This is a genomic window from Cupriavidus sp. LA-1 (assembly GCF_055385985.1).
The window spans coordinates 2,517,621-2,533,951 of sequence record NZ_AP031388.1 but is presented as its reverse complement, the minus strand read 5'-3'; the positions used below and the strand labels follow the sequence as shown (position 1 = coordinate 2,533,951).

At 69.3% G+C, this 16,331-nt stretch carries 15 protein-coding genes; 9 read left to right on the top strand and 6 right to left on the bottom strand.

Annotation, left to right across the window (positions count from 1 at the left end; translation table 11 throughout):
- Nucleotides 1-11: 11 nt before the first annotated feature.
- The 6 genes from ACZ5MJ_RS30580 (at nucleotide 12) to ACZ5MJ_RS30555 (ending at nucleotide 6,424) form a co-directional block, all read left to right on the top strand.
- Complete coding sequence (locus ACZ5MJ_RS30580) at nucleotides 12-629, top strand: LolA-related protein (RefSeq protein ID WP_464226653.1); 618 nt, start codon at nucleotides 12-14, stop codon at nucleotides 627-629.
- Nucleotides 626-3,031 carry an MMPL family transporter gene (locus tag ACZ5MJ_RS30575; RefSeq protein WP_464224761.1) on the top strand — a complete coding sequence of 802 codons (2,406 nt, stop codon included), beginning with the start codon at nucleotides 626-628 and terminating at the stop codon, nucleotides 3,029-3,031. The genes ACZ5MJ_RS30580 and ACZ5MJ_RS30575 overlap by 4 nt, the downstream gene beginning before the upstream one ends.
- A complete protein-coding gene (locus ACZ5MJ_RS30570; RefSeq protein ID WP_464224760.1) occupies nucleotides 3,028-3,876 on the top strand; it encodes a polysaccharide deacetylase family protein in 849 nt (282 codons plus the stop codon). The genes ACZ5MJ_RS30575 and ACZ5MJ_RS30570 overlap by 4 nt, the downstream gene beginning before the upstream one ends.
- 66 nt (nucleotides 3,877-3,942) lie before the next feature.
- Nucleotides 3,943-5,145 carry a beta-ketoacyl-[acyl-carrier-protein] synthase family protein gene (locus ACZ5MJ_RS30565; RefSeq protein WP_464224758.1) on the top strand — a complete coding sequence of 401 codons (1,203 nt, stop codon included), beginning with the start codon at nucleotides 3,943-3,945 and terminating at the stop codon, nucleotides 5,143-5,145.
- Between the two features lie 9 nt (nucleotides 5,146-5,154).
- Complete coding sequence (locus ACZ5MJ_RS30560; protein WP_464224757.1) at nucleotides 5,155-5,967, top strand: beta-ketoacyl synthase chain length factor; 813 nt, start codon at nucleotides 5,155-5,157, stop codon at nucleotides 5,965-5,967.
- A complete protein-coding gene (locus ACZ5MJ_RS30555; RefSeq protein ID WP_464224756.1) occupies nucleotides 5,960-6,424 on the top strand; it encodes a hotdog family protein in 465 nt (154 codons plus the stop codon). The genes ACZ5MJ_RS30560 and ACZ5MJ_RS30555 overlap by 8 nt, the downstream gene beginning before the upstream one ends.
- Before the next feature lie 6 nt (nucleotides 6,425-6,430).
- On the opposite strand, the gene fahA is transcribed toward ACZ5MJ_RS30555, so the two are convergent.
- From fahA to ACZ5MJ_RS30540, 3 genes are all read right to left on the bottom strand, one after another.
- Complete coding sequence (gene fahA / locus ACZ5MJ_RS30550; RefSeq protein WP_464224755.1) at nucleotides 6,431-7,693, bottom strand: fumarylacetoacetase; 1,263 nt, start codon at nucleotides 7,691-7,693, stop codon at nucleotides 6,431-6,433.
- A 141-nt stretch (nucleotides 7,694-7,834) separates the two neighbouring features.
- Nucleotides 7,835-9,154 (bottom strand): homogentisate 1,2-dioxygenase, encoded by a 1,320-nt coding sequence (hmgA, locus tag ACZ5MJ_RS30545; protein ID WP_464224754.1) that lies wholly within the window; start codon nucleotides 9,152-9,154, stop codon nucleotides 7,835-7,837.
- Nucleotides 9,155-9,609: 455 nt separating this feature from the next.
- The gene (locus ACZ5MJ_RS30540; protein ID WP_464224753.1) at nucleotides 9,610-9,993 is read right to left on the bottom strand and encodes a helix-turn-helix domain-containing protein; all 384 of its coding nucleotides are present in this window, start codon (nucleotides 9,991-9,993) and stop codon (nucleotides 9,610-9,612) included.
- Between the two features lie 338 nt (nucleotides 9,994-10,331).
- On the opposite strand from ACZ5MJ_RS30540, the gene ACZ5MJ_RS30535 reads away from it, so the two are divergent.
- The 3 genes from ACZ5MJ_RS30535 to ACZ5MJ_RS30525 all read left to right on the top strand — a co-directional run bounded on the left by ACZ5MJ_RS30535 (nucleotide 10,332) and on the right by ACZ5MJ_RS30525 (nucleotide 12,465).
- Complete coding sequence (locus ACZ5MJ_RS30535) at nucleotides 10,332-10,937, top strand: TetR/AcrR family transcriptional regulator (RefSeq protein ID WP_464224752.1); 606 nt, start codon at nucleotides 10,332-10,334, stop codon at nucleotides 10,935-10,937.
- Between the two features lie 176 nt (nucleotides 10,938-11,113).
- Nucleotides 11,114-12,118, top strand: a complete 1,005-nt coding sequence (locus ACZ5MJ_RS30530) for an alpha/beta fold hydrolase (protein ID WP_464224751.1) — start codon at nucleotides 11,114-11,116, stop codon at nucleotides 12,116-12,118.
- A 14-nt stretch (nucleotides 12,119-12,132) separates the two neighbouring features.
- Nucleotides 12,133-12,465 carry a DUF2917 domain-containing protein gene (locus ACZ5MJ_RS30525; RefSeq protein WP_464224750.1) on the top strand — a complete coding sequence of 111 codons (333 nt, stop codon included), beginning with the start codon at nucleotides 12,133-12,135 and terminating at the stop codon, nucleotides 12,463-12,465.
- Nucleotides 12,466-12,649: 184 nt separating this feature from the next.
- On the opposite strand, the gene aliA is transcribed toward ACZ5MJ_RS30525, so the two are convergent.
- From aliA to badI, 3 genes are read right to left on the bottom strand one after another with little or no spacing between them, the layout of a single operon-like run.
- Nucleotides 12,650-14,293: a cyclohexanecarboxylate-CoA ligase gene (gene aliA, locus ACZ5MJ_RS30520; RefSeq protein ID WP_464224748.1), complete on the bottom strand. Its 1,644-nt coding sequence runs from the start codon at nucleotides 14,291-14,293 to the stop codon at nucleotides 12,650-12,652.
- A 42-nt stretch (nucleotides 14,294-14,335) separates the two neighbouring features.
- Entirely contained in the window at nucleotides 14,336-15,487 is a 1,152-nt protein-coding gene (gene aliB / locus ACZ5MJ_RS30515; protein ID WP_464224747.1) for a cyclohexanecarboxyl-CoA dehydrogenase, read from the bottom strand.
- Nucleotides 15,488-15,510: 23 nt separating this feature from the next.
- Nucleotides 15,511-16,293, bottom strand: coding sequence for a 2-ketocyclohexanecarboxyl-CoA hydrolase (badI, locus tag ACZ5MJ_RS30510; protein ID WP_464224746.1), 783 nt, complete (start codon nucleotides 16,291-16,293; stop codon nucleotides 15,511-15,513).
- Nucleotides 16,294-16,331: the final 38 nt, after the last annotated feature.

Here is a 16,331-nt window from a genome sequence, read left to right as displayed (position 1 = left end):
AGCTGCCATTGATGCTTCTTTCCGCGCGCCCCTTCCGCTCTCTGCTGTCGATGCTGCTGGCAAGCGCCACGCTTGCGCTCGCGACGCCGTCCGGCGCCGCAGCGCCCGCCGGCACTGCCGCGTTCGGCGTCGACCAGCTGATGTCCACGCTGGCGCAACGCAAGTCAGGGCGCGTGCTGTTCACCGAAACCAAGTACCTGGCGATCCTCGACAAGCCGGTGCAGTCGTCGGGCGAACTGCGGTTCACGGCGCCCGACCACCTGGAAAAGCGCACGCTGTCGCCCAAGGCCGAAAGCCTGGTGCTCGACGGCGACATGCTGACGGTCGAGCGCGACGGCAAGCGCTACACCATGCCGCTGCAGAACTACCCTGAAATCGCGGCCTTTATCGAAAGCATCCGCGGCACGCTGGCGGGCAACCGCGATACGCTGGAGCGCTACTACAAGCTTGGCCTGGAGGGCCGCGCCAGCCGCTGGACCCTGACGCTGACGCCGGCGGACTCGCGCATGGCCGCGGCCGTCAGCCAGGTGCGCATCGACGGCAGGCAGGACGCGCTGGACCAGGTCGAGATCCGGCAGGCCGACGGCGACCGCTCGGTGATGAAGATCCGACCGGCCGGCAGCCGATGAGCGCAGCACCGCGCCGCCTGGCACTGGCGCTCTGGGTCTTCGCCCTGCTTGCGTGCGCCGCCGTGATCAGCCGCACCACCTTCACCGCCGACCTCTCCGCCTTCCTGCCGCGGCTGCCCAGCGCCGAACAGCAACTGCTGGTGAGCCAGTTGCGCGACGGGCTGGTATCGCGCCTGATCCTGGTGGGAATCGAGGGCGGCAATGCCGACGGCCGCGCCGCGGTTTCGCGCGCGATGGCGGCACAGCTGCGCGGCGACCGGCGTTTCACCGCGATCCAGAACGGCGAACCGGTCAACCAGGGGGCCGACCGGGACTACGTCTTCGCGCATCGCTACCTGCTGAGTCCCGAGGTCACACCAGAGCGCTTCAGTGAACGCGGCCTGGCCCAGGCGGTGAACGAATCGTTCGAACTGCTGGCGTCATCCGCCGGGCTCTTCACCAAGTCATTGCTGCCGCGCGACCCCACCGGTGAAGTGGCGGCGATGATGGCGCAGCTCGATGCCGGGCAGCGCGTGCCGATGCACGCGGGCGCCTGGGCCTCGCGCGATGGCAGGCGCGCGGTGTTGCTGGCGCAGACGGCCAGCGCCGGCGCCGATACCGATGCCCAGGCGCAGGCCATGGACGCCGTGCGCGAAGCGTTTGCCAGGGCTGCGGCAGCCGGCCCTTACATGCTGGTGATGACGGGCCCCGGCGTGTTCTCGGTCAATGCACGCGACACCATCCGGCATGATGTCGAGCGCCTGTCGACCATCGGCCTGGCCATCATCGTCACGCTGCTGCTGGTGATCTACCGCTCGCTGCCGCTGCTGGTGCTTGGGCTGGTGCCCGTGCTCAGCGGAGCGCTGGCGGGCATCGCCGCGGTCAGCCTGGGTTTTGGCGGCTCGGTGCACGGGCTGACGCTGGGCTTCGGCACCACGCTGATCGGCGAGGCGGTCGACTATTCGATCTACCTGTTCGTGCAGTCCGCGCAATACACGCGCAACGGCCGGCGCGACGAACGCGCCTGGCTGGGTGGCTTCTGGCCCACGGTGCGCCTGGGCGTGCTGACTTCGGTGTGCGGCTTTGCCTCGCTGCTGCTGTCGGGCTTTCCAGGGCTGGCGCAGCTGGGCTTGTATTCGATCTCGGGGCTGGCGGCCGCGGCGCTGGTGACGCGCTTCGTGCTGCCGCAACTGGTGCCGGCCACGCTGCACCTGCGCGACGTGGCGCCGCTGGGCCGCAAGCTGCAGTGGCTGGCGGCGCGCGCGCACCGGCTGCGCTGGCTGGTGGCGCTGCTGGTGGTGGCGGCCTGCACCGTGCTGGCCATGCACCGCGGCACGCTGTGGGGGCGCGAGCTGCAGGCGCTGAGCCCGGTGTCGGCCAGCGACCAGGCACTCGACGCTTCGCTGCGCGAAGACCTGGGCGCACCCGACGTGCGCTTCCTGGTGGTACTGTCCGGGCCGGACCAGGAGTCCGTGCTGCAGGGCGCGGAGCGCGTGTCGCACGAACTGGACCCGCTGGTGGCGCAGAACTTCATCGGCGGCTACGAGAGCCCGGCGCGCTACCTGCCCAGCGCGGCGACCCAGCGCGAGCGCCAGGCCAGCCTGCCACCGCCCGACGTGCTGGCGCGGCGCCTGCAGGCCGCCATTGCCACGCAGCCGGTGCGGGCGTCGCTGTTCGCCCCGTTCCTGACGCAGGCCGAGGCGGCGCGCACCGGCGCGCTGCTGCGGCGCGAGGACCTGCGCGGCACCACCATGGCACTGGCCGTCGATGCGCTGCTGGCGCAGCGCGACGGCCGCTGGAGCGCCACCCTGCCGCTGCGCGCGCCCGTCCACACGCCGGGCAGCGCCAGCGCGGCCGACGGTGTCGACAGCGATGCGGTGCGCGCCGCCATCAAGCGGGCCGGCGTGACCGATACGCTGTTCGTTGACCTTAAAGGCGAATCTGACCGCCTCTACACCGGCTACCTGCGCGAAGCCCTGCTGCTGTCTCTGGCCGGCCTGCTGGCGATCATCGCCCTGCTGGCCGTGGCGCTGCGCTCGCCGCGGCGCGTGCTGGCCACGGTGCTGCCGCTGGCTGCCGCGGCAGTGGTGGTACTGGGCGGGCTGGCCGCGCTCGGCCAGCCGCTCACGCTGCTGCACCTGGTGGGCCTGCTGCTGCTGGTGGCGGTGGGCTCCAACTACGCGCTATTCTTCAATGGCCCCACGGCGGGCAGCCAGGGGGCGGGCGCTTCACCGCACACACTGGTGTCCCTGCTGCTGGCCAACCTGACCACGGTTGCCGCCTTTGGCCTGCTGGCGCTGTCGAGCCTGCCGCTGCTGAAGGCGTTCGGCCTGACCGTCGGCCCCGGTGCCGTGCTGGCCCTGTGGTTTTCGGCAATCCTCGCGCCCCTGGCGGCGCCAGGGAAAGCCGGGAGTGCAACATGAATCCGTTACCCGCACCGGGTGTCACCTTGCCCGACGCTGCCAAGCGCCGCCCCTGGCGGCCCAGCCCGCTGCTTTGCGGCGCCGCCGCCGTGCACGTGGGCGCCGCCGGCGCGATGCTCGCCTACCCCGAGAGCATGGGTGTGGCGCTGGCCGGCATCGGCGCCACCCATGCGGCAATGTGTGCCGCCGGCCTGTGGCCGCGCAGCAACTGGCTCGGCCCCAACCTGCTGCGCCTGCCGCCACCGGCCCACGACTGCGTGGCTCTGACCTTCGACGATGGCCCCAACCCGGCCGTGACACCGCGTGTGCTCGACATGCTGGACCAGCACGGCGCGCGCGCGACCTTCTTCTGCGTCGGCCAACGCGCCGCGGCGCATCCTGAACTGGTGCGCGAGATCGTCCGCCGCGGCCACGCCGTGGAAAACCACAGCATGTACCACCGGCTGCACTTCTCGCTCTTCGGGCCCCGGCACATGCAGCGCGATATCGCTGCCGCCCAGCAGCTGCTGGCGGATCTCGCCGGCCAGGCACCGCGCTTCTTCCGCGCCCCGGCCGGGCTGCGCAATCCGTTCCTGGAGCCGGTCCTGTGCCGGCTCGGCCTGCGGCTGGCTGCCTGGACCCGGCGCGGCTTTGATACCCGCAGCGGCGACAACGCCGCGCGCGTGGCGCAGCGCCTTGCCGGCAAGCTTGCCGGGCGCGACATCCTGCTGCTGCATGATGGCAATCCCGGCCTGGATGCGGCCGGCAATCCGCACTGCATCACCGTGCTGCCAGGGCTGCTTGCCGCCATCGAGCGGGCCGGCCTGCGCTGCGTGACGCTGCGCTCGGCCGTGCCCCCGGTCTGAGGCGCCAGCCGCTTGTTACAATTGGCACTGCCTTCTGAAACTCCTTCCATCCGCCCAATCCAAGCCGTGTCTCCGCTCCTGTTCTCGCATTTCACGGCCACCAGCTGCCTTGGCGCCGGTACCGACGCCACCCTGTCGGCGCTGCGCGCGCAGCGAGGCGGCCTGGCGCCCTGCCGCTTCAGTGACGCCGCGCTCGACACCTTCGTCGGTGAAGTGCCAGGCCTCGACGCCGTGGCCCTGCCAGCCGCACTGGCCGAGTTCGACTGCCGCAATAACCGGCTGGCGCAGCTGGCGCTGGACCAGGACGGCTTTGCCGCCCGCGTGCGCGAAGCCGCGGCGCGCTACGGCGCCCACCGCATCGGCGTCTTTCTGGGCACCAGCACCGCGGGCGTGCTGCAGACCGAACTGGGATACCGCCAGCGCGACCCCGCCAGCGGTGCGTTGCCGCCGGGCTTCCATTACGGCGGCACCCACAATCCCTATTCGCTGCCGGCGTTCCTGCGCCAGTCCCTGGGCCTGAGCGGACCGGCGGCGGCGGTGTCGTCGGCCTGTTCGTCCGGTGCCAAGGTATTCAGCTCGGCACGGCGCATGCTGGAGGCGGGGCTGATCGATGCGGCCGTGGTCGGCGGCGTCGACTCGCTGTGCCACACCACGCTGTACGGCTTCAATGCGCTGGAACTGCTGTCCCGGCAGCCCTGCCGCCCCTACGACGTGGCGCGCAACGGCATCTCGATCGGCGAGGGGGCGGCCTTCGGCCTGCTCGAACGCGTGAACGGCACGCCGCAGGACGATGCCATCCTGCTGGCCGGCATCGGCGAATCGAGCGACGCGCACCATATGTCGACGCCACATCCGCAGGGGCTGGGCGCGCGCATGGCGATGGCACAGGCACTGGCCAGCGCGGGCATCGCCCCGGCTCGGGTCGGCTACGTCAACCTGCATGGCACCGCCACGCGCAGCAACGACGCCGCCGAAGCCCTGGCCATGGCCGCGGTACTGCCGGACACACCGTGCAGTTCCACCAAGGGCGCCACCGGGCACGCGCTGGGCGCAGCCGGTGCGCTCGAGGCCGTGATCTGCGCACTGGCGCTGCGCCACGGCTTTGTGCCTGCCGGCATCAACACCACGCAGGTGGACCCGGCGCTGGACGTGAACTACCAGCTCGCCAACCGCGACGCAGCGCTGCGCTTTGCGATGAGCAATGCGTTCGGCTTCGGCGGATCCAACTGCAGCCTGCTGTTCGCCCGTGCGGACGCGGTTTCTCACTGAGCCAGCGCCATGCCACAGCACGTATTCATCGAAAGCATCGGCCTGCTCGGCCCCGGCCTGACTGGCTGGCAGCAGGCCAGCGAAGTCCTCGCCGGGCGCACGCCATACGCGCATGCGCCCACTGAACTGCCGCTGCCCGCCGGCCTGCCCCCGGCCGAACGCCGCCGCACCGGCCCGACCGTGCGGCTGGCGCTGGACGTGGGCCAGCAGGCGGTGGCAGGCAGCGACTGCAATGCCGCGCAACTGCCCACGATCTTTACATCGTCCAGCAGCGACGGCCACAACTTCCACGCGATCTGCGAAGCGCTGGCGCAAGCCGATCCGCTGATGTCGCCCACGCGCTTCCACAACTCCGTGCACAACGCGCCCGCCGGCTACTGGTCGATCGCCGCGGGCGCGATGCGCACCTCCAACGTGCTGTGCGCGATGGACGGCAGCCTTGGCGCGGGCCTGCTGGAATGCGCGCTGCAAGCCGCCGCCGATGCAGAGCCCTGCCTGCTGATCGCCTACGACACCGGCTATCCTGAGCCGCTGCACAGCCATCGCCCGATCCCCAACCCTTTCGGCGTGGCCTTGCTGGTCACGCCCGGGCAAACGGCGCGCTCGCTCGCACGCATCGGCGTGGCGCTCACGCAGGCGCCGGCTACCGCGATGGCGGATGCCACGCTGGAAGCGCTGCGCACTTCAGCCCCGGCCGCGCGCGTGCTGCCGCTGCTCGCGGCCATCGCCCGCGGCCAGACTGGTACGGTGGTACTGGATTATCTGGACACGCTGCAGATCGAAGCCGAGGTGGAAAGCCTCGGCAGCCAGGCCGATGCCTGAACTCGTCAAGGACCGCGACTGGATCGCGGCGCGCATTCCGCATCACGGCAGCATGTGCCTGCTCGACGGTGTGCTGGCCTGGGATGCGGCATCGGTCCGCTGTACGTCCACGACCCATACGTGTGCGGACAATCCGCTGCGCGCGCAGGACCGGCTCGCGGCAGTGTGCGGGATCGAATATGCGGCACAGGCGATGGCCGTGCACGGCGCCCTGCTGGCCGAAGCCGCGCAGGGAGACGGTGCGCAGCGCCCGCGCCTGGGCTACCTGGCCAGCGTGCGCAAGCTGGTGCTGCATGTGGAGCGGCTCGATGATATCGAGGCGCCGCTGGAAGTGGCGGCGGAGCGCGTCAGCGGCGAGGCTGCCACCGTGCTGTACGCATTCACCGTGAGTGCCGCGGGCCGGCCGCTGCTGTCAGGGCGCGCGGCGGTCATCCTCGACGCCGCCGCGGCCGGCTGAAGCGCTTCAGCGCGCGGGCAGGATCTTGCCCGACACCGCACCGAAGCCGACGCGGTAGCCCTCACCCTGGCAGTAGCCGGTCATGATCACGTCGTCGCCATCCTCCAGGAAGCCGCGGCGGCTGCCATCGGCCAGCGTCACCGGCTCGGCGCCGTTGCGGGTCAGCTCGAGCATGCTGCCGTAGGAGTCCGGCGTGGTGCCGCTGATCGTGCCCGAGCCCATCAGGTCGCCCACGCGCACATTGCAGCCCGACACGGTGTGGTGGGCCAGCTGCTGCGCCATGGTCCAGTACATCGCCTTGAAGTTGGTGCGGCAGATGGTGCTGGGTGCGGCTGCGCCCTGCGGCTGCAGCGCGACTTCCAGCGCGATGTCGTAGGCGTTCTTGCCTTGCTGCTGCAGGTACGCCAGCGGCTGGGGCGATTGCTCGGGATTGTCGCGGCGGAACGGCTCGAGCGCTTCCATCGTCACCACCCATGGCGAGATCGAGGTGCCGAAGCCCTTGCTGTTGAACGGCCCCAGCGGCACATATTCCCATTGCTGGATATCGCGCGCGCTCCAGTCGTTGAGCAGCACCATGCCGAACATGTGCTCCGGCGCGGCGGTAATGCTGACCGGCTCGCCCAGCGCGGTTTCCTTGCCGACGATAAAGCCCATTTCCAGCTCGAAATCCAGCTTGCGGCAGGGGCTGAACACCGGGCGCGCCTCGTTCGGCAGCTTGATCTGGCCGTTGGGGCGATGCAGCGGCGTGCCGCTCACCACCACCGAGCTGGCGCGGCCGTTGTAGCCGATGGGGATTTCCAGCCAGTTCGGCAGCAGCGCGTTGTCCGGGTCGCGGAACATGCGGCCGACGTTGGTGGCGTGTTCCTTCGACGAATAGAAGTCGGTGTAGCCGGGGATCTCCACCGGCAGGTGCAGCGTCGCGGCCGACATCGGCACCAGGGCCTTGTCGCGCAGTGCCGCGTTGTCGCGCAGCGCGGCGTCATCGCCGGACAGCAGCGCCGTCAGGCGCTTGCGGGTTTCGCTCCAGACCGGCTTGCCCAGCGCGATAAAGCGGTTCAGGCTGGCTGCGGCAAAGGTGCCCCTGGCTGCGGCAGGCAGCAGGCCGGCTTCATCCAGTGCGGCGAGATCCAGCACCTGGTCGCCGATGGCAACGCCGGCGCGCGGCGCCTGGCCCTTGGTGGAAAACACGCCATACGGCAGGTTCTGCAGCGGGAAATGGGTCTGGCCGTCGTTGGCGGTGGCGATCCAGCTGGTTTGGGGGGCGGTCATTGGGATACTCCGGAAATTTTGGTGGCACTTGTCGCGTGCGGTGACGCGTCATGCTTGACGAGCGCCTGCCCTCTCCCCCGGCCCCTCTCTCCCGCAAGCGGGAGAGGGGAGAAAACCGGGCGGGCGGCCAGGCGCCCGGGTTCAGCGCGCGTTCGGGTTGAAGTGTTTCTTCAGGCCCTGCCAGCACGTGTAGTAGTCCTGCTGCAGCGAGGCCGATTGCGCGGCATACGGCGTCGGGCGGATCACGCCCGGCGTCTCGAACATGAAGGCCATCGTGTCTTCGATGTGATGCGGCTTCGAGGTGTCGGCGGCGCTGGCCTTCTCGAAGGTTTCCGCATCCGGGCCATGGCCGCTCATGCAGTTGTGCAGGCTGGCGCCGCCCGGCGCGAAGCCATCGGCCTTGGCGTCGTAGACGCCGGTGATCAGGCCCATGAACTCGCTGGCGATATTGCGGTGGAACCAGGGCGGGCGGAACGAGTCCTGCATCGCCAGCCAGCGCGGCCCGAAGATGACGAAGTCGATGGTGTCCACGCCGGGGGTATCCGACGGCGACTGCAGCACCAGGAAGATCGACGGATCCGGATGGTCGAAGCTGATCGAGCCGATGGTGTTGAAGCGGCGCAGGTCGTACTTGTACGGCGCGTAGTTGCCGTGCCAGGCCACCACGTCCAGCGGCGAATGGCCGATCCCGGCACGCCACAGGTTGCCCTGGAACTTGGCCACCAGCTCGAAATCACCCTCGCGGTCTTCATAGCCGGCCACCGGCGACAGGAAGTCGCGCGGGTTGGCCAGGCCGTTGGAGCCGATCACGCCCAGGTCGGGCAGCTTGAACAGCGCGCCGTAGTTCTCGCAGATATAGCCACGCGCCTCGCCGTCGGGCAACTCCACGCGGAAGCGCACGCCACGCGGGATCACCACGATCTCCTGCGGCTCCACTTCCAGCCGGCCCAGCTCGGTCACCATCAGCAGGCGGCCCTGCTGCGGCACGATCAGCATCTCGCCATCGGCGTTGTAGAAGAAGCGGTCCTGCATCGACTGGTTGGCCAGGTACAGGTGGATGCCGCAGCCGGTCATGGCCTCGGGGCCGCCATTGCCGGCCATGGTGACGATGCCGTCGACAAAGTCGGTCGGCACCGACGGCATGGCCTGCGGGCTCCAGCGCATCTGGTTGGGCGACGGCGGCACCTGGTCGAACCGGCTCAGGAAACGCGACTGCTCGATCTGCGTGAACGGCTTGTGCATGGCCGCCGGGCGGATGCGGTACAGCCATGAGCGGCGGTTGTGCGCGCGCGGCGCGGTGAACGCCGTACCCGACAACTGCTCGGCATACAGGCCATAAGGCGCTCGCTGCGGCGAGTTCCTGCCCACGGGCAGCGCCCCGGGCAGTGCCTCAGTGGCGAATTCATTGGCGAAGCCCGACATATAGCCGTGCTCGGCGAGCTGGGTGTGCGTGAGGTTCATGGTGTCGTCAGCGTTTCCGGAAGGTCCATCTGGCGCTGCGCGGGCCGCACGGCGCTTGAATTACGTATTGCGAAATGAATTTACCATATCGTAATAGTCGGCGCGAGACGTGTCAAACTGCAGCCGATGCGCATGAGGCATGCGTCGCTTGCATTGCCAGTTGTAGGCCGAAAAGCAGAGAAACGGGAGAAAGCCGGGCAGGCGGTTGCCGCGCGTGTCCGGAAACAGCCCGCGACAGCGTCAACTCAGGTCAACAGCGAAATGGGGACAGGTGTGAAAGCGCCGGATCAGGCAGCCAGGCCTGCGGCGTCATTGGCGCCCGAAGCCGGAACCGGCTCTCCGGGCGACAGCAACCGGCGCGGGGCGGAACGCCCGCGCCGGCTGTCTTGGGTGGCCTGGAGGCCTGCTGCCGGACCGGCCCGTGTGGGGACGCGGCCAGCCTGGCAGCGGCCGGATCAGACCGGCTTGTGGCCCTCGCCGGTCCCGGAGCCGAAGCTGCCCCCGGACGCCGCCGCTGCGGCAGGTGCCGCCGCGCTGCCGGCGGGCTGGCCGGCCATGGAGGCGGCCGTCACACCGCCGTTGCGGCTGGCAATGAATGCGTTGACGTCGGCGGCAAGATGCTGCGGGGCCAGCACGACTTCCAGGCCCAGCGCTTCGCAGGCGGCCAGGAAGGTCGACATGCGGGGGTCGGCCTGACCCGACTCTGCCCGCAGGTAGGCTTCCCGGGAAATCCCCGCTTTACGGGCGACGTCCTCCTGCTTGAGCTTGCGCGCGCGACGCAACGCCCGCAGTTGCCGGAACGGTTCGCTAGCGCCTCTTGGCACGGCTGTACTGTTCATGTCGGTCTCCAGTCACCAGTGAAAAAAAGTGCGCGGACGTGCATTCGAGTATAGAGCACGCAAAGCGTTCCGTATGTAGCCGCGGAAACACTTTGTGCAGATTTCTTGCAAGTCCGTCATCCTGCCCTGGCACCGGCCTTGAGGCGGCCGCCCAAGAGCCGGATCGTGCACAACATCGTCGTGCCGCCTTGACAGTAACGAACCTTCTCAATTTGCGTTGACGTCACATGCCAGGCTAAATGACGTTATGGCTTCCCGTGCACAACAACGCAAGTCCGGGCAACTACCATGCATCCGGTTTCGTTGACAAACCGACCGGTCGTGCTATTCTCAACACCATGCTGAAAGGACACCTCACCCGCAAAGCCATCATCGAGCAGGCACTGGATGCCGCCGCCAAGGTCGGCTTCGAACAGTTGTCGCTGGCCACGCTGGCCGCCGACGCCAATATGTCGAAGAGCGGCCTGTATGCGCACTTCAAGTCCAAGGAGATGCTGCAGCAGGCGGTGCTGGACCTGGCCGTGGAGCGCTTCGGCGAGATCGTGATACGGCCGGCGATGCGCCAGCCGCGCGGGATGCCGCGGCTGCAGGCGCTGTTCGAGGGATACCTGGAATGGCTGGGCGGCACGGTGACGCAGGGACGCTGCCTGTTTACGGCGCTGGGCCAGGAATACCGCGACCGGCCGGGCTCGATCCGCGACCTGGTGGTGCAGTCGCTGAAGGACTGGCACAGCACCATCGCGCGCGTGGTCGGCGATGCCATCGAAGAAGGCCACTTCGGGCCGGATGTCGACCCGCGGCAGTTCGCCTTCGAGCTCGCCGGCATCGGCCTGGCCTTCCAGCAGTCTTTCAAGCTGCTGGGCCGCCAGGATGCGGAAATCATGGCGCGGCGCGCGTTCGGGGCATTGGTAGCGCGTGCCGCCGAGGGCGCGCCCCACCCCTGAGGCACACAGGACATTGGCGCCGGCACATCCTGCCGGCGGGCAGCAAACCGCTCCGGCGGGCTTTTTTTGCATCGAAAAAAGCACGACTGGTCGGTCTTAAAAACAGCGCGAGACGCCGCCGGCCACGCCGGTCCCGATGACGCCGCGCAATCCAGAATCCATTGGAGGTGCAGGTCGTGACGCAAGCAGTCTCTTCTCCTTCCCCGGTTTCCTCATCGCCCGCCGCTGCCGGCAAGTCCGCGCGCGCCGCCGCAGCCGCCAACGGAGGTCCGCTGCAGCGCGCGCTGGCTGGCTGGCAACGGCTGCGCTGGCAGGCCAGCAGCACCCTGACGCCCGGCGCCGCGGCGCGGGCGCTGGAACGCGCCTGGTTCAGCCCGCCGCGTGCCGCAGCCACGTCGGCGGCACGGCGCGCATTGGACAGCGCGCGGGCCGACTGGGCGCTGGTCACCGGCCACGGCCCCAGCCGGCGCGTGCGCGTCTACCGCTGGGGCAACTCTGGACCCGTGGTGCTGCTCGCCCACGGTTGGGGCGGCCATGCCGGGCAGTGGCATGCGGTGATCGATGGCCTGCTGGCTGCCGGCATGCGGGTCGTCGCCTTCGACGCGCTTTCGCACGGCGCGTCCGACGCCGGCGCGCGCGGCGCGGCGCAGACCTCGGTGCTGGAAATGTCGCGCTCGCTGCTCGCGGCGGCCTGGCATGCGGGGCCGGTCCATGCCGTGGTGGCGCACTCGCTAGGCGGCGCGGCCACCGCGCTGGCGCTGCGTGAAGGCCTTCCGGCAAGCGCCGCGGTCCTGGTCGGCTCGCCGGCCGACATGGGTGCGGCGTCCGCATCGCTGGCCTGGCAACTGGGTGCCGGCCCCGCGGTCCTGGCACGCATGCAACGCCAGAGCGAGCGCTGGCTCGGCATGCCGTGGTCGGCCTTCAACGTACCCGATGTCGGCCGCACCCGCCCGGTCCCGCCGACGCTGGTGATCCATGACCGCGACGACAAGGAAGTGCGCTGGGAAGACGGCGCCGCCATCGCCGGCGCCTGGCCCGGCGCGCGACTGGAAACCACCACCGGCCTTGGCCACCGCCGCATCCTGCATGATCCCGCCGTCATCGGCCAGATCATCGATTTCATCCGGCCGCAGGCTGCTGCGCGCGCGCTTGCCGCGCCCGCCGGCCTGGCCGTGGACTGAGCCTGGAGACCATCATGTTCCTGGTGAGCAATGACATGACCGCCACCCTGGCTGCCCGCAGTTCGCTGCGGCTGGTGGCCGGCGCTGGCGAACGCGTTGCCGTGCGCTGTACCGAAGGCCAGCTGTGGCTGATCCGCGATGGCGACCCGAAGGACACGGCGCTGACGGCAAGCGAGTGCTTTACGCTGTCCGATGCAGGCCATATCGAGCTGTATGCAGTCACGGCCGCGTCCCTGCATGTGACACGATGCAAGCGTGCCACCACGCCGGAACGGGACGCGTGGCGGCACCGGATGTGGCGCTGGCTGGCACCGGATAGCCACAGCCATACAGGCGTCGGTCGATAGCGCGCAGGCAAACTTTCCGCCAGTACAGCACCGGTGTTCCCGGTGCTCGACGGACACCCCGCCTCCTGGGGGCCTTATCGCGTTCGCGCGTTTGCTGATGGGGATGTTTCATGGCGGTTAATTGCGTTCTTCGGATCGAGCCAAATCCATGGGGCAGACCCGAAGGACGGCTGCCGCGGCCTGCTCAGGCCGGGTCGCCGCGCAGCAGCTCGCGCAGCCGGAATTTCTGGATCTTCCCCGCAGGCGTCGCCGGGAGCGCGTCCCGGACGACCAGCTTCTCGGGGATGTACTGCAGCGCCATCTTCTGCTGCCTGAGCCAGTCCACCATGCCGGCCATGTCGAAAGACTGCCCTGCCCTGGGCACGACGAAGGCGCAGGCGCGCTCGCCCAGGCGCTCGTCCGGATAGGCGACGATGGCCACCTGCGCCACGGCGGGATGGCGGTACAGCAGGGTCTCGACTTCCAGCACCGGGATGTTCTCGCCGCCTCGGATGATCACGTCCTTGCTGCGCCCGGCGATGCGCAGGTAGCCATGCGCATCCAGCCGCGCCAGGTCGCCGGTGTCGAACCAGCCGTCGGCATCGGTACTGTTCAGGTGCGGCCGCCTCAGGTAGCCACCGAAGTTGGAACATGCCCGCACCAGCAGGCGGCCGGTCTCCCCGGTGGGCACGTCCACATCGGCGCCGTCCACCACCCTCACCGCCACGCCCGGCAGCGGGCAGCCGTCGGTGGTCGAAGCACGCGCTTCGGGATCATCCGGCAGTGTGGTGGTGACCGCGCCGTTCTCCGACATGCCCCACGCGGACACGATCGTGGCGCCCAGCGCCAGGCGCGCGCTCTCAACCAGCGCACCCGGGATTGGCGCGCCTGCGCACAGGAAGGTGCGAAGGCTCGGCACGGGCACGCCGGACTCCGCCACCACGCGGGCAAGATCGGTCAGGAACGGCGTCGATCCCATGGTGAAGGTCACGCCTTGCTCGCGGATCAGCGCGGCCGCTCGCGCCGGGTCCCAGATGTCCTGCAGCACCGCATGCGCGCCCAGCATCACCGGCATCAGCAGCCCATACATGAAGCCGGTCTGGTGCGCCATCGGCGAGGCCATCAGCACCACGTCGTCGCCGCTCAGGCGCAGCCGCCCGGCATAGGCAACGATATTGGCGTACAGCGTGTTGGCCGTATGCATCACGCCCTTGGGCTCGCCGGTGGTGCCGGAGGTGTAGATCAACTGCGTGACGTCGTCAGGGCCCGGGCGGCGGCGCAGCAGGATGTTCGCGGCATCGGGCGCATCTTCCCAGCGCGGGCCGCTGAGCAACGCGTCGAAGCTGTCCGCGCCATCGCCGCCCGTGACGACGACGTGGCGCAGCGCCGGCAAGACCTCGCGCAAACCCCGCACCATCTGCGCATGCCCGAAGCCCCGGAATGCCTGCGGCACCACCGCCACCTTGCATTGCGCATGCGCCAGCATGAACGACAGCTCGCGCTCGCGGAAGATCGGCATCAGCGGGTTGAGCACCGCACCCAGCCGCGCGCATGCCAGGTACAACACCGTCAGGTGCCAGCCATTGGGCAGCTGGCAGGACACGACATCCTGCGCGCCGATGCCCAGGCGGCTCAGCCCCACCGCCACCCGGTCGGCCATCCGGGCCAGCTCGGACCACGTGAAGCGGGTCACGGTGCCGCGGTCCAGGCTTACCGCCGTCAGCGCCGGCGCGTCTGGCCGGGCGCTCACGCAGGCGGCAAGGTAGTCGTTGACGGTGCGGTCGTGCCAGTGGCCCGCCGCCACGCTGGCGGCACGGCGGGGCGCTATCAGTACGGCATCGAAATCCATGGCTGGTCTCCTCGTTGTGCGATGTCGCGTGCGACCGCTGCTTCAGGCCGGCACGGCTTCGCGCCCGGCGCGCCCGCGGGCAATGATGGTCTTCATGATCTGCGCGGTGCCGTCACCGATCTGGAAGCCAAGCACATCGCGCAGGCGCTGCTCCATCACGCCGCGGTCATAGCCGCCGTGGCCGAAGGACAGCAGGCACTGGTGCACCACGTCGTAAGCAAGCTTGGGCGCCCACCACTTGCACATCGCCGCCTCGGCGGTATGCGGCAGGCCATGGTCCTTCAGCCACAGCGTCTGCAGGCACAGCAGGCGGGCCGCGGTCACCTGGGTCTGGAAGTCGGCCAGCGGGTGCGATACCCCCTGGAAGGCCGACAGCGGCTTGCCGAAGGCCTGGCGCTCGGCCACGTAGGCCCAGGTCTCGTCCAGCGCGGCCTGCGCCACCGCCAGCACCTGCAGGCCGATCAGCGCGCGCGAGAAATCGAAGCCCTGCATCACCTGCACGAAGCCCTCGCCTTCCTGGCCCAGCAGGTGGCTGGCCGGCACGCGCACGTTCTCGAAGAAGATCGAGCCGCGGCCGATGGCGCGCTGGCCGTGGCAGTCGAAGCGGTTGCGGGTGATGCCCGGCAGGTCCATCGGCACCAGCATGGCCGAGACGCCGCGCGCGCCGGCATCGACCGGGCCGGTGCGGGCAAAGACCACTGCGGCATCGGCCTGGTCGGCGGCGGAAATCGAAGTCTTCTCACCATTGAGCACATAGGCGTCGCCGTCGCGCTCCATGCGCAGGCGCAGGTTGGCCGCGTCGGAGCCGCCACGCGGCTCGGTCAGCGCGATCGCCAGCAGCGCCTCGCCGCGCGTGAGCCGCTGCAGCCAGGGTGCGCCGATCTCAGGACGCGCGTGCTGCGCCAGGATCTGGCCGTTGAGCGAGGCCAGCAGATTGATATACGACAGGCTCAGGTCGGCGCGCGCCACCGCTTCATGGATCACGCCGGCCGCGAGCGAGCCCATGCCCTGCCCGCCGCAGGCCTCGGGCAGTTCGGGCCCGATAAAGCCCATCTCGCCCATCTCGCGCATCAGCGCGCGGTCCAGCACGCGGGTCTGGTCCCGCTCCAGGTAGCCGGGCGCCACGCGCGCGTCGGCAAAGCGGCGCGCGTGTTCCGCCAGCGCCATCAGGTCTTCGTCAAGATAGGGATTCATGGCTGTCTTCGCGTGGTCCAGGCTTATTTGGCGTACTTGCGGAAGTCGGGCTTGCGCTTTTCCTGGAAGGCCTTCACGCCTTCGCGCGATTCCTCGGTGTCGTAATACAGCTTGAGCGCGTACATGCCCATGCCGGCAATGCCGCTCTGGTGCGCGGTGTCCATATTGAATGAGCGCTTGGCGATGGCGACGGCCGTCGGGCTCTTGTCCAGGATCTCGTCACACCATTTCTGCACTTCCGCGTCGAGCTGCTCATGCGGCACCACCGCGTTCACCAGCCCCATCGCCAGCGCCTCGGCGGCCGGGTAGCGGCGGCACAGGTACCAGATCTCGCGCGCCTTCTTCTCACCGACCACGCGCGCCAGGAAAGCGGTGCCATAGCCCGGGTCGACCGAGCCGACCTTGGGCCCTACCTGGCCGAACACGGCCTTCTCCGAGGCGATGGTGAAATCGCAGATCGTGCACAGCACGTTGCCGCCGCCGATGGCATAGCCTTGCACCCGCGCGATCACCGGCTTGGGCACATCGCGGATGGCGTTGTGCAGCTCTTCCATCGGCAGGCCGATGGTGCCGCGCCCGTCGTACTGCCCTTCATGCGCGGACTGGTCGCCGCCGGTGCAGAAGGCCTTGTCGCCGGCGCCCGCCAGCACGATGGCGCCGATCTCACGGTCATAGCCGGCGCGGTTGATGGCGTGGATCAGCTCGTCGCAGGTGCGCCCGCGGAAGGCGTTCATCTTTTCCGGGCGGTTGATGGTGATCCAGGCGGCGCCGTTGCGCACTTCGTACAGGATGTCTTCATATTGCATGGTGGTCTCCGTGATGTGGTGTGGTGTTGTCTTGCGGG